Source organism: Streptomyces sp. NPDC086549 (assembly GCF_044746205.1).
Lineage (GTDB): Bacteria > Actinomycetota > Actinomycetes > Streptomycetales > Streptomycetaceae > Streptomyces.
The window spans coordinates 129,306-156,197 of sequence record NZ_JBIVBS010000020.1; the positions used below are offsets into that span (position 1 = coordinate 129,306).

Sequence of the window (26,892 nt, forward strand, 5' to 3'; positions counted from 1 at the left end):
CAAAGGGGCGGTGGGGCCGCTACTCGGGCTTGGTGGGCCGCTGCATCAGTTCGGCGGCCGCCTCAGCGAGGGTGATCTTGCCGTGCAGCACGGCCGTGACCACGGTCGTGATCGGCATGGTGACGTCGTGGGCGCGGGCGAGGTCGAGGATTGCTTCGGCGCTCTTGACGCCCTCGGTGGTCTGACGGGTTTCGGTGGCGGCCTCGGTGACGCTCAGGCCGTGGCCGAGGTGGGTGCCGAAGGTGCGATTGCGGGAGAGCGGGGAGGAGCAGGTGGCCACCAAGTCGCCCATGCCGGATAGCCCGGCGAGGGTGGCCGGCTGGGCGCCCATCGCGGTGGCCAGGCGGATGCTCTCCGCCAGGCCCCGGGTCATGATCAGGGACGTGGCATTGTGGCCCAGACCCATGCCCGTGGCGATGCCGACGGCGAGCGCGATGACGTTCTTCAGCGCGCCGCCCATCTCGCAGCCGATCACATCGGTGGAGGTGTAGGGCCGGAAGTACGGAGTGTGGCAGGCCGTTTGGAAGCGGCGGGCGGTGTCCTCGCCCAGGCAGGCGATGGTGGCGGCCGCGGGCTGCCCGGCCATGATCTCCCGCGCCAGGTTCGGGCCGGACAGCACCGCGACCCGCTCGCCGGGCACGCCGGTCACCTCGCGGATGATCTCGCTGGCCCGCAGCCCGGTCCCGGTCTCGATGCCCTTCATCAGCGACACGATCACCGTCTGAGGGCCGATGTACGCCGTCCACGCCGCCAGGCACTGGCACAGCGACTGCGCGGGGACGGACAGCACGAGGTAGTCGGCACCGTCCAGCGCGGCGGCCGGATCGGTCGTGGCAGCAAGCCGGGCGGGCAGTTCGGTGTCCGGGAAGTAGTCCCGGTTGCGGCGGCGGGTGTTGATCCCGTCGGCGATCTCGCTGCGACGGGCGTGCAGGACCACGCTGGTGCCGGAGTCGGCCAGGATCTTCGAGGCGGCGGTGCCTGAGGCGATCGGCGAGTGCGATGACGAGGTCGCGGAGTTCACCGGGGCGCTCGATGACGAACGGCCGGTCGAGTGAGGTGAGTACCGGAGGCAACCAGTCGAGCCGCTCCGCCCGCAGCTCGACGCGCAGCCAGCGCTCGGTCGCCCGGTCCTCGCCGGCCGCGGGCTCGTGCTCCTCCAGGCTCGCGACGCTGGCCGGAAGGCGGGCGCGGATCTGCTCAACTGTCCCGTGGATCCGCAAGGTCACCTGATGCCGGTACTCGGCCGTGGCGAACCCTGACAACACGCGCTGTGCCGGACCGGGCCCCACTGGCGTTTCGAATGAGCCGGGCAGGGTCCGCGCGTCTGCGATGCGATCGAGCCGGAAGGTTCGGTCCTCGTCGATCTGGGCGTCCTTGCCCGTGACGTACCACCGGCCCCCATGGGCGACGATCCCGTACGCGTGCAGCGTGCGTTCGCTGCGCCGTCCGTCGCGATCGGTGTAGCGGATGGAAACCGGTCGGTGGTGGCGCACCGCGTCGGCGCTGCCCGAACTTGGTACACCAGCGGCAGACCGTCTCGTGCGAGACGTTCACGCCGCGCTCGAGCATGAGCTCCTCGACCTCGCGGAACGACAGCGTGAAGCGGAAGTACAGCCACACGCACTGGGAGATGATCTCGACCGGGTACCGGTGTCCCTTGTACGACGGCGACACGGTCCCCACGGACAATCCCCTCCACCCTGATGAACCGCAAGATCATCCCAAGGGCCAGCCAACGTGACAGCGCCCGAGGAAGCCATTCAGCGGATCATCACCGAGAACACCCCTCAAACAGCGCGTCGGCCAGCTCACCACCGACAACCGCGCCCTCGGCGAGCGGCTCAAGGCAGCCCGCTCCAACCTCCACTTCCAGGATCAGCGCGTCGCCGATCTCGAAGCCCGCCTCACCAGCCCGGGGTCAATGACCTGACCTCACCCACCTCACGGCTCTGTCCACCGCCCGGTAGACAGAGCAGTAGGCCAAGTTCCTGTCTGTTGGCGATCAGCCTGAAATGATGAATGTCATGGACGCTGTAATCGGTATCAGGGGTGGCGACGAAGTTGGGGAGTTGGCCGGGCTTGTCGGTTGGCTCCGCGCGGAGCGTGAGTTGGGGGGCGCAGTCCAGGTCGTGCGCAGAGACATTGCAGAGTCGGAGCTCGGCAGCGGGTTCGACGTGATCAGCGTCGCTGTAGGCTCCGGCGGTGTCGGTGCGGCGTTGGCCCAGTCACTGTCCGCGTGGCTGCGTACTCGGCGTTCAGACATCAAGGTGACCTTCACCGCCAATGGCCGCACGGTCGAGGTCGATGCTCGGCGCGTCAGCGATCCCATGGCTCTGATCACTCGGGTGCTGGACGGCGACGATGCCCCCGGGAACTGATCGAATCGACCGGTCCGGTTCCCATGCCGTGCTTATCGGTGTCTCCACCTACCAGGATCCAGGGTTCCCGTCCGTTCCTGCCGCAGGAAATAGCCTGCAGGGCGTTCACCGGATGCTCGTCGGCGACGAGTTGGGCGGCTGGCCCGACGACCAGGTCATTGCCATCCCCGATCCAGTCGACTGCCGTCGTGTGATGAGCGACCTGCGTCGCCATGCCCAGAACACCAGCGGTGTGCTGCTGCTGTACTTCGTGGGCCACGGCACCGTCACCACGAACGGGGATCTCGTACTCGCCGTCAGCGACACCATCGCCAACGAACCGGACGTTACCGGACTGGAGTACTCCAAGATCCGGAGCGTTCTACGCGACAGTCCCGCCCAGGTTAAAGCCGTTGTGTTGGACTGCTGTTACTCCGGTCGCGCTATCGATGTACTCGCAGGAGATCAGCAGCACTTGGCCGACATAACCGACGTGCGAGGCACCTATACCCTCACCGCAGCCGACCGCACCGCGCACGCGGGGCAAGCCGACACCTATACCGCCTTCACCGGGGAGCTGCTCGACCTGATTGGCGCGGGGGTCGTCGGCGGGCCGCCCGTGCTGACCTTCGCGGAACTGTATCCCCACCTGAGGCACAGGCTGATCGCCCGCAACCTCCCGCACCCCAACCAGCGCGGCACGGACACTGCTGACAAATGCCCGGTGGCCAAGAACGCGGCCAGCAACACCCTGACCGCCGGGCCGACAGCACCGCCGACCCTTCTCAGAGCACTTGACCATGCCACGCACGTGGCACCCCCGGCGCAGCGCAGGAGGCCGGGAGAGCGGCCGGAAGCGCCGCTGCCCCGGCGAGGAATCCACCGGCGCACCATGATCCTCGGCACGCTTGCAGTGGGAGTGGTCGGCGCAGCCGCCGGGGCGTCGGTGATGTTCTGGCCTGAGTCCGACAAGTTCACCAACCAACCCGCTTCCGTCGTGGCGTTCAGTCCCGACGGCAGGACACTCGCCTCCGTCGAGGCCACTTCTTCTGCCTTGCGGCTGTGGGATGTCGCCACCGGCGACACCATCAACGTGCTCTCTGATCAGGACTCCCTGAGCTCTGTGGCGTTCAGTCCCGACGGCAAGATCCTCGCCACCGGCGGTTTCCACGATGTACGCCTGCGGGACGCGCGCACCGGGGTCACCACCGTCAAGCTGAATACCCCCCAAACTGAATCGGACTTCAGTTCGGTGACGTTCAGTATCGACGGCAAGACCCTCGCAACCGGCGGCGACGAAGGTGGCGTACAGCTGTGGCGTGTGGCCACTGGCCGCACCATCACCACCTTGAACCGACAAGAACGATCTGTGCGCTCGGTGGCGTTCAGCCCCGACGGCAAGACGCTCGCGGGCAGCGACTGGGTCTACATAGACGGAAAGGTGGTTGGGTGCTGGCTGTGGGACGTGGCTACCGGCCGCACCACCGTCACGCTCATCAAGGAGCCGACGTACTCGGTGGCGTTCAGCCCGGACGGAAAGTCGCTTGCCACCGGCGGTGATGGCGGCGTCCGGCTGTGGGACGTGGCCACCGGCCACTCCATCACCACCTTCATCGGGGGGATCACGTACTCGGTGGTGTTCAGCCCGGACGGAAGGTCGCTTGCCACTGGTGGCGAAGGCGGCGTCCGGCTGTGGGACGTGGCCACCGGCCGCACCACTCATACAGTCACCAACAACGTCACCGACTCGGTGGCGTTCAGCCCCGACGGCAAAGTCCTGGCACGTGGTACGGCCTTCCACGGCGTTGATGGCCCTGACGCAGGCATCTGGCTGTGGAAGCTCCAGTGACGCACCCTCGCCCGTGCTGACCTGACCGCCATGGCAGTCAGCAGCCCCGCGGGCCCGTCCACCCATCCCAGTGGAGGGCCATCCCGTGAGTGTCAATCCCCTCGCAGCGTGGAGACGATCTATGCGGCCACCTCCATATCTGGAGGAGTTCAGGAAGGACGCCGTTGCGTTCTACCGCGCCTCGGCCGGGAAGTGGACGTATGCGGCGGTGGCCGCGGATCTCGGTATCACCGCGGAGTCGCTGCGGACGGTAGGTACGCAAGGACGAGGCCCAGCCCGCGCCAGTGGGTCGCGACGGCAGCGTGAGCGCGGCCGAGGAGCTGGCCCGGCTGCGGGCCGAGAACGCCCAGCTGCTCAAGGCCGAGCAGGATTGGCAGCTGGATCGCGGGATCCTGCGCCGGGCAGCGGCCTATTTCGCCTCAATGGCAGTGTGAGCGGTGCCGGAGGCCCGTCGTAGTGGCACTCTGGTGGAGTCGGCGGGGTTGGCTCGCTATTTTGCTGCCCCGTATGCGGTGGCTTGTCTCCGATGTGCCGCCCCGTCGGCTCGGTGAATCCGTAGTAGCCCTGGACGCGGTCGATCACGGAATCCTCCTCGGGCAGGGGCAGAAGGCCGCCTGGGCGGCGGCGAGTTCGGCCGACTCGTCGGCCTCGGTCCGCTGCCCGAGCCGGACGGCAAGGCGGATCGCGCGGAAAGCGGTGCGGACGGCGGGAGTGTCGAGGGCGGCGTCCTGTTCGGCCCGGTGGCAGCAGACCTCCGCCAGGGCCAGGGCCCGGTCGGCCAGCTCGCGGGGCGTGAGCATGAACAGGTCGGACTCGGGGCCGAAGTACAACTCCTCGGCTCGGGTCGGCTTCACTGCCGGCCCCGTGAATCGTCCATCAGGGACGAGTAGTTGATGCCCTTCGCGGTGTTCGAGGTGTGCGCCTCGTCGAGGATCTTGACGTAGTCGATCCCGGTCGGCGGCGCCGGCTCGGCCGGCGTCTCCGGGCTGGCTTTGGGGTGGGCATGGCGGCCGACGTGGTGCGGGACTGCCTTGCCCAGGGTCTTGCCGGAGGCCCTCACCTCGATGTCGGTCAGGTCGAACGGATCGAAGACCAGCTCGATCCTCATCCCGGCCAGCGACGGGTCGACCTCGTAGGAGTTGCCGTGCAGGCTGACCGTCGCGGTCTTCGTTACGGTACGGAACTCCGACCACAAGAACGCCTCCCGCAGATCTGCCGGGGAGGGCAGGGGCAGCGGCTTGGGAATCGAACTCAGCCAGCGTCTCGATCGACGGCTGCCCGGTCTCCGAGTGCACCGCGCGGTGATAGACCGTCTCCACCCAGGCAGTAAACAGCCTGTTCAGCTCGGCGAGATGCTCGATCTGACCGACGCGTTCCTCGTCGAGTTCGACCAGGAACTGGTCCCTCACTGTGCGGAAGAAGCGTTCGATTTTGCCGCGGCCCTGCGGCCGTCCCGGCTTGGAGTGGGTGAGCCGGATCGCCAGGGACGCGCAGGCCCGCAACAACCAGGTGTCGACGAAGGCACTCCCGTTGTCGGCGTAGATCGATTCGGGGACGCCGCGGGCCGACAGCGCCGGCCGCAGGGCGGCTGTGGGGCGGACGGTGTCCTCGGCGAACCCGAGGCGGTGCCCCACGATCGCCCGGCTGTGGTCGTCGATGAAGGCGAACAAGTACGTCTTGCGCCCGCCGATCTTCGGCCCGTGCAGGGCGTCCCCGGTCCACAACTCGTTGCCCCGGGCGGCCTCGAACCGGCCGAAGACGCTCTTGTCGCCACTCGTGCCGGTCAGGCCGGCGGTCACGAAGTGCCGCTGGAGCGTGCGCTCGGTGGGCGACCAACCTTGCGTGGTCCGCAGGATCCGCTGGATCTGCGCGGCCGTCCGGCCGGGGTTCTCCCGCTTCAGCGCGACCGCCAGCTCCAGCACCTCCGGCGGTGTCCTGGGGACCACCTTGCGCGGCTCGGGGACCAGCGCGGCGAACCCGCCGCGGCGGTAGTCCCGCGTCCACCGGTCGATCGTGCCCCTCGACACCTTCACCTGCCGGCCAAACGGATCGGTGTGTTCCCTCTGGGCTAACTCCCGTGCCAGACGGCCTCGTTCACGCGTGGTCAGGCTGTTGTCCAGCAGGTCCTGGACCAGGGAATAGCGGAACAGACCGACCTGCCGGGCCTTCTCCGCCCGGCGGCGGTCCTCATCCTCGCTCGATGCCATGCGCGGACTCTCCTCGCATCTCGATCAATGCCCGCCTCCTCTTGGGGCGGACACGATCAAGACTCACCTCGCCTCCGATCGCCGCCCAGGGGCGGCCCGTGTTGATCAATTAGCTGAAGGAGTGCAGGCCAGCACCCGGCCGTCTATCGCCCGGCCGGCGAAGGCCCACTGCGACACCATGTTCATCTCCGGCTACTTCATCGTGGCCATGCGATGGGCGGCCACGATCACCGAGACCGCATCCGACAGCGGTGAGGCCGCCGGCTCCGGCATCACCGGATCGTCCGCGAGCGCGACCAGGGCGACAATGAAGTACCGCCGCACGGCCTCCGACCTGTGGCGGAACCGGCGGACCCAGCCACGGACCGTGCCGTCCGCCAGTCCCAGACGGGCGGCGATCTGGCGGTGTCCCAAACCCAAAGCCGCTATCTCCGGCCCGGTCCCGATCACCTCGGCCGCATCCATCCGCCGCGGCCACATCATCTCCGGCAGCAGCACGTGCGTGACCTGGCGACCCGTACAGCGTGAACGACGAGGACGTACGAACAGCCGAGCCCCGAGATCGCCACGGATCTCCCGCGGCCGACCGTGTCCCCACGGCGCGAGCACAGCCCTGCACGCAGGACACATCAACTCTTGGGCCCGCAGCTGGCGTTCCACGCAGACGACATCGGTGTCGACGATGAGCACCCCACACCTCCACCTCGTGCACACCGTGTCGTCGTGCACGAAGCAAGATCAGACTGCCCACCAAGATCAGCACTCATGTCCACCGCGAGCGTCGCCAGCCCCCGGCTACGTGCTCACGCAGAGAGTCGTCCAACAGCCCGGGGCCGGCGGCCATCGCCGTCCACTGATGCTTGCGTCTGCACCTTTGTTCCAAAGTCCGTTGACATCCTCACCCTCGAGGAATAGGACAAAACTAGCAAAACGCATAAATCTGCGCGCTTCTGGGTCGGTGGAACTTAGCGACCGACACCAGGACCCCATAACTGCACGCTGCGGGGAGGAGGTGAACACATGAACGACACCGAACAGACACCCCAGGAACCCGAGGCGACTCAACCTGAGGGCGAGGAGTCTGCGGCTGAGGCGGCGGAGGCCGTGGAGGGAGCGGAGGCGGAAGCCCCTGCGACCGGCGAGAGCGCGGAACCCGAGGCGACTCAACCTGAGGGCGAGGAGTCTGCGGCCGAAGCGAGTTCCGAGGAAACGGAGGCTTCAACGGACGAGGAGGAGTCGTCCGACGGCGAGTGAGGGTGGCCCCATCTTGGTGAGGCGATCATCATCATGGACATCGGCGAACGGTGTCCTGGTCAGCGGTCGGAGGAGAATGCTCGAGCGGCGGCATTCTCCTCCGGCCGCGTTTTTGGCGGCCCTCACACGGAGGCCAAGCGTCGGCCAAGATGTCGCGTCAGTGTTGGACGGGCATGGCGTGGGGGCCTGTCTGCTGGCTGTGTGAGCGCCCGGATGGCCAAGGCGGCGGAGTCGATCGACTCGGGCGCGGCGAAGCGGATGCTGGAGCGGTGGGTGGCCGTCGGCAACGGCTGAGGTCTGGACGGCGCCCCTCGCGCGAGTATGGGGGAGGGCGTGCCAAGCCCCGCGTCCGCCGCATGATCGGCCGGACGCGCTGGCGGCCGGAGTAAGGCGAAGGTGTGGTTCCACTCGCGTGTGGAGTTGCCCGTGCGACACGGGCCGCGAGGAGCACGGCATGATCCACTCAGCTGACATCCGCGAGTGGCGCAACCGCGACGTGATCGATCCCAGAGGCCGCAAGATCGGCGCTCTGGAAGCGGTCTACGTGGACACCATCACCGACGCACCTGCCACGGCCACCGTTCGCACCGGGCTGCCGACCAGGCACAGGCTGGTCTTCGTCCCCTCGACGAGGCGACCCTGGGCCCTGGCCATGTGAAAGTCGCCCACGCGAGAGGGCAGGTGAAGAAGGTACCGTCCATCGGCATGGACGACGTCCTGCCGATCGAGCGGGAACACGAGATCTTCGAACTCTACGAGCAGCCGTACAGGTCCGGTGCTGAACACGGGCGCCGTCTCGCGCGTGGCTGACCGGCCCGTCGGAGGATGTGGTCACCCGTGGCGCTCTTCCTCTTCCTGATCCTCGTGGCGATCATCCTCGGACTCATCGGCGTGGCAGTGAATGGGCTGTTCTACCTCCTGATCATCGGCGCGGTAGTGCTGGTGGCCGCCGTGGTGCTGTTCGGCATGCGCTGGTCCCGGCGCTCGTACCGGCATCACGTTGTCCGCTGATCCCGACGCCAGGGGGCGCCTCGCGTCATCCGGACAGGAGTTGCGGGACCGGGGTCAGACCGTAGCCGCGGTGGGCACGCTTGACGGCATCTAGGCTGAGGAAAACGCCCACATCGTCAGTTCGTACAACCCATCTACCCGAACCGGGTTCGGTGGTTTGCTGGGCTTGGCGTCGACGCCGTACGCGCGCATCCACGTCACACCTGCGGCCCGCGCTTGCCGCCGGGCACCCTCCGAGCGGCGAACGCTCGGTTCCCGCCTGGAGCTGCCCGCCGGCGTGCTGCCTTCTTCGACGGCTTGGGGGCAGTGCTGGCCGGGGGTGAGGCCTGGGGGCGTCCCTCTACCGCCGGGGCCAGCACTGGCCGGCAGCTGACGCATGCCCCGGAGTGAACGGCCATTCCTCGTCCATGGCTTTCAGGGCCGCGGCGGCTCGGCGGGAGGTGGTGCCCACGGTGTCGGCCGCCCGATGGTGCCGGACTCGAGGGTGCGGTTTTCGGATCAGTTGAGGACGACAGTGTACGAGGGCACGTAGTGGCCGCAGGTGGAGGCTGCCTGGTAGTTGTTGACCAGCCAGGGGTACTGCTTGACGCGTTCCAGTACGACCTGGCCCGTCTTCTTGCCGAAGATTCCGTCGACTTTCAGGGGGGCCGCAGCCCAGGTGGTACCCGCGAGCTTCTGGATCCTCTTGATCCCGAGTTGGGTTTCGGGGCCGAACTTGCCGTCTTCCAGGATGTGCACATCGGTGAGCTGGTTGACGTAGTACTGGACGCAGCGGACCGATGCGGCGACGTTGGGGTAGCCGTAGCCGACCGCGGGGATGCCGGGGTCGGCGTGGGCTGTTGTCGTGCCGAGCCCCAGGAAGGCGACCGCGGCCAGGACCGTGGTGCCGTGCCGGACAATGTAGGTGTGTTGCATTTCAACCTCTTTACGTGCTCATGTAAATGGAACGGTGATCGTAGCGGTCAGGCCTGAACTCATCGGCCCGGCACACCGGTTGGCTACGACCGCAGCCCCAGTCCGCAGGCATCGCGCGGCAGCGCATGTTCGGCGCTTCCAGGTGGAGGCCCGGGCGGTGGTACCGCCTAGGTCTGGGTTGGCGAGTGCCCGCACCTCCCGGCGGGAGGCGTGGGCACGGGACGCCGCGTTGGGGCTGCCTTGGTCAGTGCTGGAGGATCCCGGTGAAGCTGTCCTACGCGCCGACCTGGGGCGGTGGCGGTCACCCGCACGTGCGCGGAGGCGCGCTCGGCGCGCTCGGCGCGCACGTGCGGCTCCGGCCGCTTGGGCACGGCAGTGGCCTGTCGCCGCGGGTGGGAACACCGCACCGGCGTCTCACAGCCCCCGTCGGTCCTTTTGCTGGTCGCGGTTCCTGGCGTCCGTCCGGTCGCGGCAGGGGTCGTAACTGATCCGTTGGCGTCGGGCCTGGCGCAGTCCACAGCGGTTCGTGCCGTGGGGGTGTACTACGTCACGGGCAGTTCGAGACGTTGCCTGCGAACGCCTCGCCGGCAGCCAGGCCCATGCCGATCAGCGACAGCACAGTGGCAGCTGTGACGGTGAGGATACGGCGGATCATCGGTTCCCCCTTCTGGTTTGGTTGCGGGCGGGTGGTTCAGGGGCAGTTTGTGATGTTGCCCGCGAAGGCCTCGGTGGCCGCGACGCCGAAGCCGATGAGGGACAGCACGGTGGCTGCACAGACGGTGAAGAAGCGACGGATCATCGAAATCCCCCTTGAGTTGGGTCAGCGCAGCTGCCTTGCGCGTTGATCAACTTAAAGGCCTGCGCCAACAATTGACCAACAACACCCTGACCAGGACCTCCAGTTCGATCCCACTCTGCTCCGCCAGCGTCCTCCTACCGGTCTCGTTGAACAGAAGTTCCACACAGCCGCGGTGTGCCGGTCCGTCGCGCACGCAGGAGGTTTCGCGGAGGTCAGTGGCGTTACTGACTTTGGCGTCGTAGGGTCTGGGTCTTCGTCGGAGCTGGTGACGGCGTCCGGCTTGGGTGGTACCCCGGAGGCATGCGGTGCCGTGACCGGACGCCTTCGATTCCCGGACACGAGCTGGCCGGAGTGGTCACCGCCCTCGGCTACGGCACGAGGGGGCTGTCGGTGGGACAGCGGGTATTCGGTCTCGCGGACTGGACTCGCGACGGCACCCTCGCGGAGTACGTGGCCGTCGAGGCACGCAACCTCGCGCCGCTGCCGGGCGATGTCGACTTCACGGTGGGCGCGTCCCTACCGATCATCTCCGGCCTGACCGCGTGGCAAGGGCTGTTCGAGCACGGCCGCCTGCAAGCGGGGCAGAGCGTCCTGGTGCACGGTGCGGCCGGTGGAGTCGGATCGATGGTGACTCAGCTCGCACGAGAGGCGGGTGCGTACGTCATCGGCACCGGGCGCGCTGTCGGCCGTCAGACGGCGCTCGACTTCGGCGCGAAGGAGTTCGTCGCCCTCGATAACGACGCCCTGGAAGACGTCGGCGGAGTCGATCTGGTGTTCGACGTCATCGGCGGAGACATCGGGAGGCGGTCTGCGGGCGTGATTCGCGCCGGAGGAACGCTGGTGACCATCGCCGGGCCGCCGGAGGCGCGCCCCGCCGACGGTCTGGCAATCGACTTCGTTGTCGTGTCCGATCGCGCCCAACTGGGTGAGGTCGTCCAGCGTGTCCGGGATGGCCGGCTGCGGACAAACATCGGCAACGTGGCTGCCCTCGACGATGCCGTCGCCGCCTTGAACCCGACCGAGCGGATCAAGGGCAAGACGATCGTCCGTGTTCGTCCATAAGGGCTCAGGGATTAGTGACCGGGCCTCGTGGATCAGCGTCAGCCGCGTGACTCGGTCGCTCACGCCGTCACGGCGTTACGGCGTGAGCGACAGCCGTCTCCTCTCGTGCTTTGCAAGGGCGCGGGCGACGAGCGTGTCGTCGATAGCCGCGGCTTCGACGGCGGCAAGCAGATCAACGGCCGCAAGCGGCACGTCGCCGAACGAGGCCAACCGCACGGCTCCGGCCTGGGCATCTTCCGGTACGTCGTGGAAAGAACCATCGCGTGGCTGCACGGCTTCCGCCGCCTGCGCATCCGATGGGAACGCCGCGACGACATCCACGAGGCCTTCCTCGGCCTCGCCACCTGCCTCATCACCTACAGACACGTCCGACGGCTTTGTTAGGACCTCTAAGCACCTGAAGGGCTCGCAGCAGGTGCGTGTGGTGGGCGATGGGATCGGTCTGCCACTGACAGTGCAGGATCGCTGAGGCGCGACGCGCACAGGCGAAGGCCTCGGCGTAGTCCCCCAACCGGGCATAGCTGAGGGCGAGGTTGTGGACCACGTTGCTCAGCTGGGTTTCCTGGTGCGGCGCGAGCGGCGCGTGGTCGTCGTAGACGATGACGGCTTCGTGGAAGCGTTCGACTGCCTGCTGGTGGCGCCAGCCGGGCCAGGCTGACGCCGACGAAGTACAGGGCGCTGGCGCGGCCCACGCTGTCAGCGGGACACAGGGCGGTGGCGCGCGTGGCCGCAGCGGCGGCCTGTTCGGGGCGGTCCAGGCTGAGCAGCCGATTGGCCAGGTTGTTACAGGCGTGGGCCAGGCCGAGGCGGAGTTCCAGATCACCGTCGTCAGCCTCGGCAAGATCGGCCCACACGTCGACGCAGGGGCGGGCGGCCTGTTCGGCTTCCTGCCGGCGTCCGACGCGGGTCAGGCATGTGGCCAGGGTCTCCTGGGCGCGGGCGTGCACGGCCGAGGTCTCACTGTAGGACGAGGCAACGGCCAGGTAGTCCAGTCGGGATCGGCAGCGACCAGTCGCCGGTAGGGCGTCAGGGCCAGTGCGGCGGCGCCGGCGGCGTCAGCGATGCGGGGGACGTCGGCGAGGTGCTCAGACAGGAGCATCAGCTGCACGGCCAGTTCCTCCAACCACGCGTCGGGAGCGTTTTCGACGAGGGTGGAGTAAGCGGAGAGCAGTGCGATGACACGGGTGTCTTGCCAGGCCGCGAATGTAGTCGAGTTGTCCAGGAGCCGGCGGCTGTGCACCCACAGCGTCAAGAGCTGGAGGAAGGGCTCTGCGGTCCGGTCCGCGGCCTCGAGGGCCTCGACACGTGTGGACGCTCACGGGACGCGCCGGATTCGACCTCCTCCGCCACCGCATCCTCCTGCCCTGACGGACACCCGGCGTCACCAACGACTACGGGCCAGAGCCGCTCGTTTGACAGGCCCCTGGCCGGCTGGGCGCTGGCCCGGGACGACGTACGGCGCCTCTGCGCCACCGGCGACCACGCCAACGCCGCCTCCCGGGCCGTACTCGAAAGGGCCGGGTTCGTCCAGGTCGGGGAAGGCGAGGGCGAGTACGCGTATGAGCTGCGCCACTGACCTCGACCTGACGTAGGCGGGGCCGATCTTCGCCCCTTCGGCTCTCGCGACCCCTTCTGCACTTCCGATAATTCCGACACGGCCGCTCCGCGCACGGGCCGCGTACGCCGGGGGAAGCGGGGGAGCGTCATGAGTCACCACGGCCCGTACTCGCCACCCGGACCACCCGGCGGGCCCACGGTGCCGCCCCACGATCCCCGGGGTGTTCGCTGGACCATCATCGGCGTGGTGGTGAGCACGGTGATCGCCCTGGTGAGCCTGTACTTCCAGGCCGCGCGGCCCGAGCCGGACCCGGAACCGACCCGCACCACGAGCCGAGGCGCGGCCGTCGGCCCCGGCCCGGGGGGCGACACCCCCACACCCACACCCACGGACTCCGCAACCACCCTCGACACCGGCACCAGTACCGACGACGGCCTCACCTCCGCCGAACACGACCTGCGCGACTCCCTCAACAGCGACCAGTGGTCGCACGAGAGCTGCTCGCACAGTGTCTGGCAGGGCGCCAAGGCGGCCCTGTACTGCACGGTGACCACCGTCGACGAGTACGGCGTCTCCGGCACCGGCAAGGCGAGCGTCGTCATGTACGACACGAAGGCCGACCGTGACGCCGTCTTCCAGAGCTACGCCGCCGGCATGCCGGCGGGGAACTGCGACTCGCAGACGAACGTGTCCAGCAGCTGGCGCGAGAACAACACGAGCGAGGCCGCCGGAGACGCGGTCTGCTTCCTGTCCAGCACAGGGCAGTACGTCTTCCTGTGCAGCTACTACGACCGCCCCGCGCTGGTCGAGATCTCCGGCCCCGACCAGACGAGCCTCGCCGCCTGGTGGCACACGATGGAGCCGGTGTTCACCGACTGAGGTCCCTTGTCGTGCAACACCGTTGCGTTTACGACTTGTTGTCGCTGTCAAGCGTCCTTCCTTGATCATCTGGAAGGGGACTGTAAGACGTTCGGCTCTGGCCCGTAGTCGGTGGCGACGCCGAGTAGCCATCCGTGATCATGATCTCGTGATGGATGTCAACTCCCTTGTGGTCACGGTGTTTTCCGGGCTGTCGGTGCTGGTCGTCGAGGACGTGGTGGACGGCGGTGACGCGGTGGTGATCATGGCCCGCACTCCGGATGTGGCGGTGCCGTGTCCGGTGTGCGGGACGCCGACGGCGAAGGTGCGCGGGTACCACGGCCGGACGGTGACGGACGTGCCGGTCGACGGCCGCCAGGCCGTCGTCCACCTGCGTGTACGGCGGCAGGTCTGCCCCGTCCCGGGCTGCCGGCGGCAGACCTTCCGCGAGCAGATTCCCGGACTGCCGGAGCGCCATCAGCGCCGCACAGTGCGGCTTGCCGGGCAGATATCCCAGGTGGCGCGGGAGTTACGCGGCCGGGCGGCCGCCCGCCTCACCGGCCTGCTGGCCGTGCCCGTTTCCCGCAGCACTGCGCTGCGCCATCTGCGGCGCCTGCCGCTGCCGCAACAGGCGGTCCCGCGGGTCATCGGCGTGGACGATTTCGCCCTGCGCCGCCGGCACCGATACGCCACGATCATCACGGACGCCGAGACCGGCAGACGCGTCGCGGTCCTGCCCGACCGTGAGGCGGCCACCCTGGAATACTGGCTGCGGGAGCACGGCAGCGGTGTCGAGGTCGTGTGCCGGGACGGATCGGCCACCTATGCCGAGGCTGTCCGCCGTGCCCTGCCCGACGCGGTGCAGGTCAGCGACCGCTGGCACTTCTGGCGCAACCTGTGCGACAAGGTCCTGCTCGAGGTCCGCGCGCACGCCGGCTGCTGGGCCACCATCAACCCGCCCCGCCCCGGCGGAGTACGCGAGCAGACCACCCGTGAACGCTGGAACAAGATCCACGATCTCCTCGGCCAGGGCGTCGGCCTGCTCGACTGCTCCCGCCGCCTGGGCCTGGCCCTGAGCTCGACTTCGGGCGCGGTGTCCGTGGCCGCCTGTCCGACCACCTTCGCCCACCCGGGTGTTCTGGTGAGCCGACCGCAGCTTGATTTTGTGCGCAGCAAGGTGCAGGCCGGTGCCGAGCCGTGGAAGGGTGCGTATGACGCGATGCTGACCAAGGCACCGTCGGATGCGCCGACGGTGCCGTACGGCTCTCTGTCCCGCACCGCCAAGCCGTGGGCCGTGGCGGACTGCGGCCCGGTGTCCATTCCGAACCATGGCTGCACCGACGAGCGTGAGGACGCCATCGCGGCGTACACCGACGCGCTGGCCTGGTACATCAGCGGCGACGACCAGTACGCCAAGAAGTCCATCGAGATCATGGACGCCTGGTCGGGTACGATCACCGGCCACACCAACAGCAACGCCCCGCTGCAGACCGGCTGGACAGGCTCCGTCTGGCCTCGCGCGGCGGAGATCATCCGCTACACGTACACCCCCGGCTGGTCCAACGCCGACCGCTTCAAGACGATGCTGCGCAAGGTCTACCTGCCCGAGGTCATCAACGGCTCCAACAGCAACGGCAACTGGGAGCTGAGCATGATGGAGGCCGCGGTCGGCATCTCCGTCTTCCTCGACGACCACGCCTCCAACGACAAGGCCATCGCCCGCTACCTCAACCGGGTGCCCGCCTACATCTACCTCAGCAGCGACGGCGCCCTGCCCAAGACCGTGCCCGGCAGCGGACTGGACACCTCCCAGAAGATCATCAACTACTGGCAGGGGCAGTCCACCTTCGTGTCCGGACTCACCCAGGAGACCTGCCGCGACCTGGCCCACACCAACTACGGCATCTCGGCGATCTCCCACATCGCCGAGACCTCCTGGATCCAGAAGCAGAACCTCTACCCCCAGGTCGGCGAGCGCCTGCGCCAGGCCCTGGGCTTCCACGCCAAGTACCAGCTCGGCGCGACGGGGCCGTCCTGGCTGTGCGGCGGAACCCTCAAGCGCAGCATGGACCCGATGACCGAGATCGGCTGCAACGCTCTTCACACCCGGCTGGGCATACCCATGACCAACACGCAGTTGCTCACCGAGAAGATGCGCCCGGCCGGTACCGACAATCTGTTCATCGCCTGGGAGACCCTCACTGACGCGGGGAACAGCGCCGGACAGCCCGCCACTGTGCTGACCCTGACCACCAATGCCTCGTCGTACACCCGGGGTGCGACCGCCACGCTCACCGCACACCTCGGCCGGACCGCCGGCAACCGCAAGGTCTCGATCTACGCCCAGCCCGCCGGGGGTACCAAGACCCTGGTCAAGGCCGGCACCGTGGACAGCAGCGGCAACCTGGTGGCCAGTTACAAGGTCACCGCCAACACCGATTTCACCGTGACGTTCGGCGGGGACTACGGCTACGCGCCCGCCACCGCCACACGAACGGTCTCACTCAAGACCACGACCGGCTGACCACGGCCCGACAGTGAGGACGGCGACTACGCCGGTCACCGCAGTGGCACAGCACTGGGTCGCGGATGGGTCCCGCACGTCGGGGCCCATCCAGCGCCGTCCTCTCACCTGGGTCATCCGCCGCTGACCGACCGGTCGCCGGTCAGCGCAGACTGAACGTCGACAGGCGCAGGCCCTTACTCAGCACCAGGTACACGTTCTGGCGGCCCTTCGCCGCGGCCTTCAACCCCCCCGTCACTGTCCCGTACGTGTACGGCGACGACGTGCCGTCGAAGTGCGCCGTGCCGACGAGCGTGCCCGTGGGGGAGCCGAGCCGGACCTCCACTGTGCCGGACGCGCCCGCCAGCCGGGCGGTCAACGAAGAAGCGCCCGAGCCGAGCTGAGTGTCCGCGAACTTCAGCCACGCCCCGTCCGCGGAAGCCGCCACCGCCGTCCCGGTTGCCTTCGACTCGTCCACCAGGCCGATCCCGCCGTAGTCGTCGAAGTTCTCCGCGCGCGTGACCTTCGACAGATCCCGGGCCGGGATCGTCTCGCCCTTCACCCGCCAGGCAGTCCGTGCCCGGATGTCCGCGGAGGACGCGCCGACCATCACGTCGTACGTCCCCGTCTCCACCACCCACTTCGAGCGCGTGACGTCCCAGTGCGCGAGGTCCGACGGTCGTGCCTTCAGCCGTACCGTCTTCGTCTCGCCCGGCTTCAGCGACACCCGCTCGAAAGCCCTCAGCTGCTTCAGGGGCTGCTTGTCGCGGGAGGTGCGCTGATGGACGTACATCTGGACGACCTCGTCGCCCGCCCGCTTCCCGGTGTTCGTGACCCGCACCTCGTAGCCGCCGGTCACCTTCCTGAGGTCCCCGTAGCGGAACGTTGTGTACGACAGCCCGTATCCGAAGGGATAGAGCGGCTTGCCCTGGAAGTACTGGTAGGTGCGGTCGGACTTGATGATGTCGTAGTCGAGGATCGACGGGAGGTCGGAGCCGGACCGGTACCAGGTCTGGGTGAGGCGGCCCGCCGGGTTCACGTCGCCGTAGAGGACATCGGCGAGCGCGTTGCCCGTCTCCTGGCCCGCGTGCGTGGTCCACAGCAGCGCCGGGACCTCCTTTTGCAGGGCGCCCAGCGTGGTGGGGTAGCTGTTCTCGACGACCACCACCGCCCCAGGGTTGGCCTTGTGGACTGCCTTGACCAGCGCCTCCTGCGACGGGGCGAGGCCCATGTCCGTGCGGTCGTGGGCCTCGCGGCCGTTGATCGCCGGCATCGAGCCGACCACCACGACCGCCGTGTCCCTGCCCTTGACCGCGGCGACCGCCTCGTCGACGCCGTCGCGGACGACGTCCTTCGTGTAGTGGGCCGCCTTGTCCTTGCCGACCAGGCCAAGCGTGCCGTCGTCGCCCGTCGGGCCCAGGTACACCGGGTTCGACCACCACGACTCGCCGGTCTCGTAGCCCGCGTACCGCAGCAGGTACGAGCCGTCGTCCTGCCGCTCCAGCTTGAACTGCTGCTGCACGAACCAGCCGTTCGGCTGGGCCTGGTCGTTGACGAAGTTCGACCAGTTGTAGCCCACGTACCTGCCGTTGGCGGCCGAGCGCAGGGTGACGATGCCCGACCCCCAGTTGAACACGTCGAACTGGGAACCGGGGCCCGAGTCCGTCGTCTCCTTCAGGGGCGCGCCCGCGTCCCCCGTCCCCGCCGTCACGTACTTCCCGGTCGCCGTGTCCTTCAGCGCGATCCGGTCGACGCCCTCGCTGCTCGCCACGGAGGTGCCGAGCTTTGCCGCGATGCCCTCCTTCGGGGTGACCGCGTACGGGAGGGTGCCGGAGTACCAGTCGGTGTAGAGGGTGTCGGCGAGCGGGCCCACCACGGCGGCGCTTCCGGACTTCTTCAGCGGCAGCGCGCCGTCGTTCTTCAGCAGCACCGCCGCCTCGGTGGCCGCCTCGCGCGCCAGCTTCCGGTGGGCCGGACTGTCGATGACGGAGGCGTCGATGGAGCCGTACGTGCCGCCGCCGGGATCGAACTCGCCCAGCCGAACGCGGATGCTCAGCACATGCCGCGCGGCCTCGTCGACGTCCGACTCCTTCAACAGGCCGGTGGACAGTGCCGCCTTGATCGCGGTCGTGGTCACCGCGGAGTCGGTGTCGTTGTCCGTGAAGCTGTCGATGCCGGCCTTCAGCGCCGCCGCGTCCGCCTCGGCCTGGGTGCCGTAGTACTTCTGGCTGCCGACCAGGTTGCCCGGCGCGAACGCGTCGGTGACGTTCAGCAGGTTCTGCGAGGTCCAGGTGCGCACGGTGTCGTCCATCGCCGGGTTCACCGTGTCCGGGCGGCCGTTGACGAGGTTGTACGAGGACATCACGCCGGTGGCCGCGTCCGCCTCGATCGCGGGCTTGAACGCCTGCTCGTCGTACTCCTTCAGCACGCGCGGGCGCAGCTCGGAGGACGTGGTGTCGCGGTGCTCCTCGTTGTTGTTGGCGAGGAAGTGCTTGAGCGTGGGAGCCGTCTTCAGGTGGTCCGGATCACCGCCGGTCAGACCGGTGCCGTACGCGGTGGAGATGGAGCCGGTCAGGTACGGGTCCTCGGAGTAGCCCTCCTCGTTGCGGCCCCAGCGCGGATCGCGCAGCAGATTCACCACCGGCGCCCACAGATTGAGGCCCCAGCCTGCCGGCCGCTGCTGCTGGAAGCCGCGCGCCTCGTCGCCGACTGCCGAGCCGACCCGCTCGATCAGCGCCGGGTCCCAGGTCGAGGCGAGTCCGACCGCCTGCGGGAACACGGTCGCCCTGCCGAGCCAGGCCACGCCGTGCAGGGCCTCGGTGCCGGTGCGGAAGGACTGGATGCCGAGGCGGGGGATCGCGGGCTCGTACTGGTGGAGGAGGGAGATCCTCTCGTCGAGGGTGAGGCGGGACAGGAGGTCGGTCACCCGCGCGTCCACGGAGAGACTCGGGTCGCGGAAGGGGTACGCCGACTCGGAGTGCGCGGGGGCGGTGGCGCCGAGGCCCGCGACCAGGGCCAGGGCCACCACGAGCGTCGTTCTGCGTCTTCTTCTCTTGCCTTTCACGTCATGGCTCCTTCGCGTAGGGGGCCTTGCTCGTACGGGACTTCAGGGCGCGTTGCGCGGCGCCGTGCTCGCGCGTTCCGTGAGCCGGGGCGCGAGCAGCGTCGCCTCGGGTACGTCCGCGCCGCCCAGCTTCCGCATCAGCAACTCGACCGCTCGTTCGCCGAGTTCGGTGGACGGCAGGGCGACCGAGGTCACGGGGACACGGAGGGAGGCGGCGAGTTCGTCGGGGCAGATCGCGGTGATCGACAGATCGCCGGGGACATGCAGGCCGAGTTGCTCGAAGGCGTCGATCAGCGGCTCCAGGACCGCCTCGTTGTGTACGACGACCCCGGTCAGCGCCGGCTGCTCGCGCAGCAGTTGCTCGGCGACCCGGCGGACGGCGGCGGGAGCGGCCTCGCACGGGTGCACGGAGGAGGCGAGCCCGTTGCGGTCGGCGGCGGCCGTGAACCCCTGGACCACCCGCTGGGCGAACGCCGTCTCCCGCACGTACACCTCGGGCGGCGACCCGACGAGCGCGACCACCCGGTGCCCGAGCCCGGCAAGCCGCTCCGCGCACAGCTCGCCCGCCGTCTTGAAGTCCAGGTCGACGCAGGTCAGCCCACCGGGTTGGAGCGGGAACCCGATCATCACGCACGGCCGGTCCAGCGAGCGCAGCAACGACAGCCGCGGATCGTGGAGTTGTACGTCCATCACGATCAGCGCGTCGACCAGCGCGGTGTCCGCCACCCGCCGCAGCCCCTCCTCGCCCTCCTCCTGGGTGAGTAGCAGCACGTCGTGGTCGTGCCTGCGGGCGGTGGTCACCACGGACATCGCGAACTGCATGACGACCGGGACGTTGATGCCCGTCCGTAAGGGGATCACCAGCGCCAGCACGTTCGACCGGCTGCTCGCCAGGGCCCGCGCGCCGGCGTGCGGCCGGTAGCCCAGCTCGCGGATGGAGGCCTCGATGCGCCGCCGGGTCTCCTCCGAGATCGGGCGCTTGCCACTCAGGGCGTACGAGACGGTGCTAGGGGAGACCCCGGCGTGCCGCGCCACATCGGTGATCTTGACCATCAATCCAGCTCCAGCGTGAGAAAGCCGGTACCGGCCCGCGCCCGCGCGACCCGCTCCCCGGCCGCCAGCGCCCACGGCGCCGAGGGGTCACTGGACGACGCCCGCAGCGTGTCCCCCTCGCGTACGACGGTGAAGGTCACGTCCCCGACCGGCACCGTCACCCGCGCGCCCCGCTCCAGCCCGTACGCCCGCAGGGTCACCCCGTCCGCGTGCGGATAGTCGGGCCGGTCCGCCACCGCCCCCACCGGGATCACCGCCCCCGGCCTGACCAGGAGCGGCACGCTCTGGAACCCGTGCCTCTCGCGCGCCCAGCGCGGCCCGGTCACGGTCCGCCCGCTCAGGAAGTGGGTCCAGGTTCCCTCCGGCACGTAGTAGGTGACGTCCCCCTCGTCGCCGAACACCGGTGCGACCAGCAGATCCGGGCCGAGCATGTACTGCCGCTCCAGATGCGCGCACCCGGGATCCTCCGGGAACTCGAGCACCATCGCCCGCATCACCGGCAGGCCCTCGGCCTGGGCGGCGCGTGCGGCCTCGTACAGGTAGGGCATCAGACTCAGCTTCAGCCGCGTGAACAGCCGGAGCACGTCCACGGACTCCTCGTCGAAGAGCCACGGCACGCGGTAGGAGGAGCTGCCGTGCAGCCGGCTGTGCGAGGACAGCAGCCCGAACGCCAGCCACCGCTTGAACAGCGCGGGCGTCGGCGTCCCCTCGAAGCCGCCGATGTCATGGCTCCAGAAGCCGAAGCCGGACAGCCCCAGCGACAGTCCGCCACGCAGCGACTCGGCCATCGACTCGTACGTCGCCTCGCAGTCCCCGCCCCAGTGCACGGGGAAGCTCTGGCTCCCGCTCGTCGCCGACCGCGCGAAGACGACCGACTCGCCCTCGCCCCGGTGCTTGCGCAGCACGTCGAAGACGGTGCGGTTGTAGAGGTGGCTGTAGTAGTTGTGCATCCGCTCCGGGTCGGAGCCGTCGGCCCACGCCACGTCGAGCGGGACGCGCTCCCCGAAGTCGGTCTTGAAACAGTCGACGCCCTGCGCGAGCAGTGCCTCCAGCTTGGCCGTGTACCAGTCGCGGGCGGCCGGGCTGGTGAAGTCGACCAGGCCCATGCCGGGCTGCCACAGGTCCCACTGCCAGACACTTCCGTCCGGCCGCTTCAGCAGATGTCCGAGCGCCTTGCCCTCCGCGAAGAGCGGCGACCGCTGGGCGATGTACGGGTTGATCCACACGCAGACGTGCAGGCCCCGCTCCTTCAGCCGGGCCAGCATCCCCTCCGGATCCGGGAACACGCGCGGGTCCCACTGGAAGTCGCACCAGTTGAACTCCCGCATCCAGAAGCAGTCGAAGTGGAAGACGGACAGCGGCAGTTCGCGCTCCCGCATGCCCTCGATGAACGACGTCACTGTCTCCTCGTCGTACGACGTCGTGAAGGACGTCGACAGCCACAGGCCGAACGACCAGGCGGGTGGCAGGGCAGGGCGCCCGGTGAGCGCCGTGTACTTGCGCAGGATCTCCTTCGGGGTGGGTCCGTAGATGACGTAGTACGTCAACTGCTGGGACTCGACACTGAACTGCACCCGGGACACGGCTTCCGAGCCGACCTCGAAGGACACCTTGCCCGGGTGGTCGACGAAGACGCCGTAGCCCGCGTCCGTCAGATAGAAGGGGACGTTCTTGTACGCCTGCTCGGTGGCCGTGCCCCCGTCGGCGTTCCAGATGTCCACCACCTGGCCGTTCTTGACCAGCGGGCCGAACCGCTCGCCGAGGCCGTAGACGGACGTACCGACCCGCAGGCCCAGCTGTTCCCGCAGGTAGTGCCCCCCGTTCGCGTCCCGCATGATGCCCATGCCCTTGGGGCCGCTGGAGGTGAGGGTGCGGCCGTGGGCGAGGAAGTCGAGGTGCCAGGGGCCCGTACGGACCAGCTTCAGGGACAGTTCACCGGAGATCAGGGTCGCGTGCTCGTCGTCGTACGACACCTGCGCGGCACACCCCTCACCGCTCACCTCGAACTCGGGTCCCCTCGGCTGCTCGCCCTCGAAGTGGGTGAAGGTGACGCCGATGACGTCGGGCATCGGGGCGTGTGCGCTGATCGTCACGACCGGTCCCTTCAGCAGGTCGCCGCGGTGGCGGATGGGCTGCGTCGGCGCGTGGATCTCCAGCGCGCCGTCCGTGGCGGTGACATCGAGGACCTCGACCGGGTGGGCCGCGGTGACGCCCTCGCGCAGCAGCCAGTAACCATCGGTGAACTTCACGTGGGGGGTCCTTACTTGACGGCGCCCACGGCGATGCCGCGGGTGAGGGTCCGCTGGAAGAGGAGGAAGAAGACGACAGCCGGGAGGACGCCGAGGAGGGCGGCCGCGTTGGTCATCGTGGCGTCCATCAGGCGCTGGCCCTGGAGGACGCCGAGGGCCACCGACACGGTCTGGTTGTCGTTGGAGATCAGCATGACCAAGGGGAGCAGAAACTCGTTCCAGGTCCAGATGAAGAAGAAGACCAGGAGCACGCCGAGGGTGGGGCGGCTGACGGGGACCACGATCCGCCACAGGACCTGCCACTTGTTCGCGCCGTCGATCCGGGCCGCCTCGATGATCTCGCGGGGGAACTGGCCCAGCACGGAGGACAGCAGATACGTGCCGAAGGCCGCTTGGATCACCGTGAACACGATGATCACGCTGAGCCGGGTGTCGTACAGACCCGCCTGCTTGCTCAGGTAGTAGACGGGGTAGACCAGCGCCTCCTGCGGCAGCATGTTCGCGAGGACGAAGAAGGCCAGGACCCAGGCGCGGCCCCGGATCCGGCCGATGCCGATCGCGTAGGCGTTCAGGATCGACAAGATCGCTGCCAGGACGGCCACCGAGCCGCTGATCAGCACGGAGTTGACGAGCTTCTGGCCGTAGTCGACCCGCTCCCAGAAGTCCTTCAGGCCGTCGAGGTAGACGCCCCTGGGCAGGCTCAGCGGGCCGTGCTGGCTGTACTCGGCGGGCGACTTGACCGCGTTGACCGCGACGATCAGGAACGGCAGAACCATGAACAGGGCCGCGATGCACAGGGCGATCAGTACCGGATACCGGCGCAGTGCGGTGGTCATGCGCGTACCCCTTCCTCGGCGTCCTCCGCGCGGGTCTGGAGCTTCAGCCCGACCAGGGCCAGGACGAGGATGATCACGGTCAGCACGGTGGAGATCGCGGCGCCGTAGCCGACCTGGGTCTTCTCGAAGAACGTGGTGAAGGAGAAGTAGGAGGGCACGTCGGTCGCCCCGCCCGGGCCGCCCTTGGTCAGCACGTACACCGCGCCGAACACCTTGAGCGCGGCGATCGTGCACCAGGTCAGCACGACGTAGATCTCCGGCCGGATCTGCGGCAGCGTGATGTGCCAGAAGCGGCGCCACCAGCCGGCGCCGTCCAGCTCGGCCGCCTCGTGCAGCTGCGGGTCGACGCGTTGCAGGCCTGCCATGAAGACGACGAGCGGGAAGCCGATCTGCACCCAGACCATGACCCCCATGACGCTGTAGAGCGCGATGTCCGGGTCGCCGAGCCAGTCCTGCTGCCATCCGCTGAGCCCGATCGCCTTCAGCAGCTCGTTGAGAGAGCCGTTGTCGGGGGCGAGGATCCAGCTCCAGACGATGCCGGCGACTGCGATCGGCAGCACTTGTGGGAGGTAGAAGCAGGCGCGCAGGACCGCGGTCCACTTCGTCCCGAAGTGCTTGCCGATGTAGTCGAACAGCGCGGCGGCCAGGACGAGACCGATCATCGTCGGTACGGCCGCCATGGCGACGACCATGAACACGCTGTGCCGGAAGGACGCCCAGAACTCCGAGTCGTCCAACAGCTCGCGGTAGTTGGCGAGCCCGGACCACTCGGGGCTGCCGACCCCCTGCCAGTCGGTGAAGCTCACGCCCGTGTTCATCAGGAACGGGACGACGATGACGGCGAGGAAGGCGAGGATCCCGGGGAGGAGGAAGAGGGCGTACGAGTCGCGCGGGCGGGGGCGGCGCGGGCCGGCGTGCTGGTGCTTGCCGACGGCCCGCGCACCCCGTTCGACGGTGATCGTCATTGCTTCGGCGCGCCCTTGTCGTACGCCTGCTGCAGGGCGGTGAGGTAGTCGTCCGGATTCTCACTGCCCGTGATCAGCTTCTGCGTCTCGGAGACCAGGACGTCGTAGAAGCCGGAGACCGGCCAGTCTGGGTAGAAGGCCAGGCCGTCCCGGGTGGAGAGGGTGTTGAAGTTCTCGATGAGGATCTTGGACTTCGGGTCGGTGATGGCGCTCGCGTCGGCGGCGACCGGGATGCCGCCCTTGTTGCCGAGCAGGTTCTGGATCTTCTTCGACATGGTGATGTCGATGAAGTCGTAGGCGAGCTCCTTGTTCTTGGCGTTCTTCGGGACCACCCAGAGGTTGCCGCCGGAGCCCAGGGTCAGGTTCGAGCCGGGCCACAGGAAGGAGCCCCAGTCGAACTTCACCTCCGTCTGGAAGCGGCCGTACCACCAGCTGCCGGAGAACAGGATCGGCGCCTTGCCCTGGATGAAGGAGACACCGGCGTCCTCGGCCTTGGTGCTGGTGGACTTCTTGCTGATGTAGCCCTTCTTCACCCAGTCGGCGAAGGTGTCCGCCGCGTACGTCCACGCCGCGTCGTGGAAGTCGGTCTTCCCCTTGTACAGCTCGTACTTGTCGACCCAGGAGCGGTCGGCCTTGGAGAGGGCCAGCTGGTAGAGGTACTGCTGGGCGATGTACTCGGCGCCGCCGTTGGCGAGCGGGGTGACGCCCTTCTTGACGAACGTGTCCATGGCGGCGGTCAGTTTGTCGAGCGTCTTCGGCTCGGCGATCCCGTACTTCTTGAACAGGTCCTTGTTGTAGAAGACCATCGTGTACTCGGCGTAGTTGGGCACGCCGTACCACTTGCCGGAGCCCATGACCCCGTTGGTGTCGTACAGGCTGGTCGTGCGCACGCCCGCGCTGAGCTTCTTGTCCCAGCCGCGCTTGGTGGCCTCGGTGGTCAGATCGGTGAGCAGGCCCTGTTTCGACAGCTGGCCCGCGGTCGCGTTGCCCTTGTTGTATTCCATGATGTCGGGCGCGTCCGAGGAGTTCAGGACCATGGACGCCGTCTTCTGGATCTGCTCGAAGCCCTTCTCCTCGAACTTCACCTTCACGCCCGGGTGCTTGGCCTCGAACTCCTTGATGGCCTCGTTCCAGGCGGCGCCCATCGCGCTGTTGGGGGCCTCGTAGTGCCAGAGTGTGAGTGTCTTGGCGTCGGAGGACCCGCTGTCCGAGCCCCCGCAGGAGGTCAGGAGCAGCGATCCGGAGAGGATCACCGCCGCGGCCGCCGCACGCCTTCGTGCCGTCAACATCCAGTGCCTCCAGGGGAGTCGCACGGTTTTCGGGGCGTCACGCAGCGTTGGCCGATTCGTCGAATCGGTTCGATGCGTGCCGTCGAAGCGCTTCGACGCAGGAAGGTATGTGGGGCCTGTGGGCGCGTCAATGGTTCTGGCCGAATTGACGCACGCGCTGTTCAAGCGGTTCGACGAAGCGAACGGAGGCTGGTCGAAGCCATGGTGATCGAGAGGGCCACGGCGGCCGCCGCGACCGGCACCGCGAAGGCGGCCGTTCGGCGAGGTGTGCTCCGTCGCCCACCCGCCGAGCGCCGAACCGCAGGCTATGCCGGTGAGCGGGCCGGTGACGACGAGGCTCATGCCTCGTTCAGCCGGGTCCTAGGGGGTGCGGCGCTGTACCGGCGTCATCGCGGTCACCATCGTCGGGGCGGTGGCCACGCCCGCCGCGAGCAGGGCGGCGGCCAGCACCCAGTGGGATCCGGCCGTACGGGCCGCGAGCAGGGGCAGGGGCATCAGCGCGGTCATCGCGAGCAGGCACCGGGACAGGCGGAGGCCGGCCGGTTTCAGCGCCCCGTACAGCAGGCCCGCCACGCAGGAACCCGCTGCCTGGAGCGCGAGCACCGCCCCGGCCGCCGAGCGGTGACCCTGCGCGTCGGCGTACGCGATCGTGATGACCTCCATCGAACCGAACACCGCTCCGGTGGCGACGAAACAGCCCAGCAGGGGAGGGATGCCGGGGGCGCGCAGGGGAGACCCGGCCCTGGTGCGCGCCCGGGGCGGCGGCTCGGGCGCACGCTGCGCCGTGAACAGCAACATCCCGGCCAGCAGCACGGCGCCGACGAGCGTGCCCGCCTCCGGGAAGAACGTCCCGGTCAGGAAGGACGCCAGCACCGGGCCGAGCATGAAGCACAGCTCGTGTGACACCTGGCCGTGCCCGCACCACACCTGATATGGAAACCGCCGACCGACTCGCTCAGCCGGAGCAGCCCAGAACTTGACCCGGTGGACCACAGTCGTTCGGCTTGTTCCGCTCAACCACGGTGTTGTTCAGCGTCAGCGCACCGGAGGCTTTGAAGATGCC

Annotated in this window: 16 protein-coding genes and 10 pseudogenes; 11 read left to right on the plus strand and 15 right to left on the minus strand. The window is 68.5% G+C overall.

The window, feature by feature from the left end:
• Positions 1-19 precede the first annotated feature (19 nt).
• From ACIPSA_RS42355 to ACIPSA_RS42365, 3 genes and pseudogenes are all read right to left on the minus strand, one after another.
• Positions 20-1,021: an NAD(P)H-dependent glycerol-3-phosphate dehydrogenase gene (locus ACIPSA_RS42355; RefSeq protein WP_402645229.1), complete on the minus strand. Its 1,002-nt coding sequence runs from the start codon at positions 1,019-1,021 to the stop codon at positions 20-22.
• Positions 981-1,502 (minus strand): annotated as a pseudogene (locus ACIPSA_RS42360) (WYL domain-containing protein); the annotation flags it as partial. The pseudogene ACIPSA_RS42360 and the gene ACIPSA_RS42355, both read right to left, overlap by 41 nt.
• A gap of 4 nt (positions 1,503-1,506) precedes the next feature.
• Positions 1,507-1,674: pseudogene (locus tag ACIPSA_RS42365) on the minus strand (IS6 family transposase); the annotation flags it as partial.
• 350 nt (positions 1,675-2,024) lie between these two features.
• On the opposite strand from ACIPSA_RS42365, the gene ACIPSA_RS42370 reads away from it, so the two are divergent.
• The 3 genes and pseudogenes from ACIPSA_RS42370 to ACIPSA_RS42380 all read left to right on the plus strand — a co-directional run.
• The gene (locus tag ACIPSA_RS42370; protein WP_402645231.1) at positions 2,025-2,378 is read left to right on the plus strand and encodes a hypothetical protein; all 354 of its coding nucleotides are present in this window, start codon (positions 2,025-2,027) and stop codon (positions 2,376-2,378) included.
• Positions 2,362-4,206, plus strand: a complete 1,845-nt coding sequence (locus ACIPSA_RS42375) for a caspase family protein (RefSeq protein ID WP_402645233.1) — start codon at positions 2,362-2,364, stop codon at positions 4,204-4,206. The genes ACIPSA_RS42370 and ACIPSA_RS42375 overlap by 17 nt, the downstream gene beginning before the upstream one ends.
• Before the next feature lie 121 nt (positions 4,207-4,327).
• Positions 4,328-4,639 (plus strand): annotated as a pseudogene (locus ACIPSA_RS42380) (transposase); the annotation flags it as partial.
• A gap of 145 nt (positions 4,640-4,784) precedes the next feature.
• On the opposite strand, the gene ACIPSA_RS42385 reads toward ACIPSA_RS42380, so the two are convergent.
• The 4 genes and pseudogenes from ACIPSA_RS42385 to ACIPSA_RS42400 all read right to left on the minus strand — a co-directional run bounded on the left by ACIPSA_RS42385 (position 4,785) and on the right by ACIPSA_RS42400 (position 7,103).
• Positions 4,785-5,060 (minus strand): hypothetical protein, encoded by a 276-nt coding sequence (locus ACIPSA_RS42385; protein WP_402645319.1) that lies wholly within the window; start codon positions 5,058-5,060, stop codon positions 4,785-4,787.
• On the minus strand, positions 5,057-5,401 hold the full coding sequence (locus ACIPSA_RS42390) for a Mu transposase C-terminal domain-containing protein (RefSeq protein WP_402645316.1): 345 nt from the start codon (positions 5,399-5,401) through the stop codon (positions 5,057-5,059). Before ACIPSA_RS42390 ends, ACIPSA_RS42385 begins: the two co-directional genes overlap by 4 nt.
• A 310-nt stretch (positions 5,402-5,711) precedes the next feature.
• Positions 5,712-6,413 (minus strand): annotated as a pseudogene (locus ACIPSA_RS42395) (DDE-type integrase/transposase/recombinase); the annotation flags it as partial.
• Positions 6,414-6,605: 192 nt separating this feature from the next.
• Complete coding sequence (locus ACIPSA_RS42400) at positions 6,606-7,103, minus strand: hypothetical protein (RefSeq protein ID WP_402645236.1); 498 nt, start codon at positions 7,101-7,103, stop codon at positions 6,606-6,608.
• A gap of 330 nt (positions 7,104-7,433) precedes the next feature.
• On the opposite strand from ACIPSA_RS42400, the gene ACIPSA_RS42405 reads away from it, so the two are divergent.
• The 3 genes and pseudogenes from ACIPSA_RS42405 (at position 7,434) to ACIPSA_RS42415 (ending at position 8,678) form a co-directional block, all read left to right on the plus strand.
• Positions 7,434-7,667, plus strand: a complete 234-nt coding sequence (locus ACIPSA_RS42405) for a hypothetical protein (RefSeq protein ID WP_402645239.1) — start codon at positions 7,434-7,436, stop codon at positions 7,665-7,667.
• 454 nt (positions 7,668-8,121) lie between these two features.
• Positions 8,122-8,477 (plus strand): annotated as a pseudogene (locus tag ACIPSA_RS42410) (PRC-barrel domain-containing protein).
• Between the two features lie 27 nt (positions 8,478-8,504).
• Entirely contained in the window at positions 8,505-8,678 is a 174-nt protein-coding gene (locus ACIPSA_RS42415) for a hypothetical protein (protein WP_402645242.1), read from the plus strand.
• Between the two features lie 498 nt (positions 8,679-9,176).
• Here the strand turns inward: ACIPSA_RS42415 and ACIPSA_RS42420 are convergent, their stop codons facing one another.
• Positions 9,177-9,593: a peptidoglycan-binding protein gene (locus ACIPSA_RS42420; RefSeq protein WP_402645244.1), complete on the minus strand. Its 417-nt coding sequence runs from the start codon at positions 9,591-9,593 to the stop codon at positions 9,177-9,179.
• Positions 9,594-10,701: 1,108 nt separating this feature from the next.
• On the opposite strand from ACIPSA_RS42420, the pseudogene ACIPSA_RS42425 reads away from it, so the two are divergent.
• From ACIPSA_RS42425 to ACIPSA_RS42445, 5 genes and pseudogenes are all read left to right on the plus strand, one after another.
• Positions 10,702-11,454, plus strand: a pseudogene (locus tag ACIPSA_RS42425) (NADP-dependent oxidoreductase); the annotation flags it as partial.
• Positions 11,455-11,646: 192 nt separating this feature from the next.
• Positions 11,647-11,838: pseudogene (locus ACIPSA_RS42430) on the plus strand (transposase); the annotation flags it as partial.
• A 1,417-nt stretch (positions 11,839-13,255) separates the two neighbouring features.
• Positions 13,256-13,891 (plus strand): hypothetical protein, encoded by a 636-nt coding sequence (locus tag ACIPSA_RS42435; RefSeq protein ID WP_402645247.1) that lies wholly within the window; start codon positions 13,256-13,258, stop codon positions 13,889-13,891.
• 178 nt (positions 13,892-14,069) lie between these two features.
• A pseudogene (locus tag ACIPSA_RS42440) lies at positions 14,070-14,951 on the plus strand (ISL3 family transposase); the annotation flags it as partial.
• A pseudogene (locus ACIPSA_RS42445) lies at positions 14,931-16,085 on the plus strand (alginate lyase family protein); the annotation flags it as partial. The pseudogenes ACIPSA_RS42440 and ACIPSA_RS42445, both read left to right, overlap by 21 nt.
• A gap of 451 nt (positions 16,086-16,536) precedes the next feature.
• Here the strand turns inward: ACIPSA_RS42445 and ACIPSA_RS42450 are convergent.
• The 7 genes and pseudogenes from ACIPSA_RS42450 to ACIPSA_RS42480 form a co-directional block, all read right to left on the minus strand.
• Positions 16,537-19,437, minus strand: a complete 2,901-nt coding sequence (locus ACIPSA_RS42450) for a glycoside hydrolase family 3 C-terminal domain-containing protein (RefSeq protein ID WP_402645250.1) — start codon at positions 19,435-19,437, stop codon at positions 16,537-16,539.
• Between the two features lie 42 nt (positions 19,438-19,479).
• Positions 19,480-20,490, minus strand: coding sequence for a LacI family DNA-binding transcriptional regulator (locus tag ACIPSA_RS42455; RefSeq protein ID WP_402645252.1), 1,011 nt, complete (start codon positions 20,488-20,490; stop codon positions 19,480-19,482).
• Positions 20,490-22,739, minus strand: coding sequence for an alpha-xylosidase (yicI, locus tag ACIPSA_RS42460; RefSeq protein WP_402645255.1), 2,250 nt, complete (start codon positions 22,737-22,739; stop codon positions 20,490-20,492). The genes ACIPSA_RS42455 and yicI overlap by 1 nt, the downstream gene beginning before the upstream one ends.
• Before the next feature lie 11 nt (positions 22,740-22,750).
• A complete protein-coding gene (locus ACIPSA_RS42465; protein WP_402645257.1) occupies positions 22,751-23,575 on the minus strand; it encodes a carbohydrate ABC transporter permease in 825 nt (274 codons plus the stop codon).
• A complete protein-coding gene (locus ACIPSA_RS42470) occupies positions 23,572-24,540 on the minus strand; it encodes a carbohydrate ABC transporter permease (RefSeq protein WP_402645258.1) in 969 nt (322 codons plus the stop codon). Before ACIPSA_RS42470 ends, ACIPSA_RS42465 begins: the two co-directional genes overlap by 4 nt.
• Positions 24,537-25,829, minus strand: a complete 1,293-nt coding sequence (locus ACIPSA_RS42475; protein WP_402645261.1) for an ABC transporter substrate-binding protein — start codon at positions 25,827-25,829, stop codon at positions 24,537-24,539. Before ACIPSA_RS42475 ends, ACIPSA_RS42470 begins: the two co-directional genes overlap by 4 nt.
• A 161-nt stretch (positions 25,830-25,990) precedes the next feature.
• Positions 25,991-26,738, minus strand: a pseudogene (locus tag ACIPSA_RS42480) (MFS transporter); the annotation flags it as partial.
• Between the last annotated feature and the right edge of the window lie 154 nt (positions 26,739-26,892).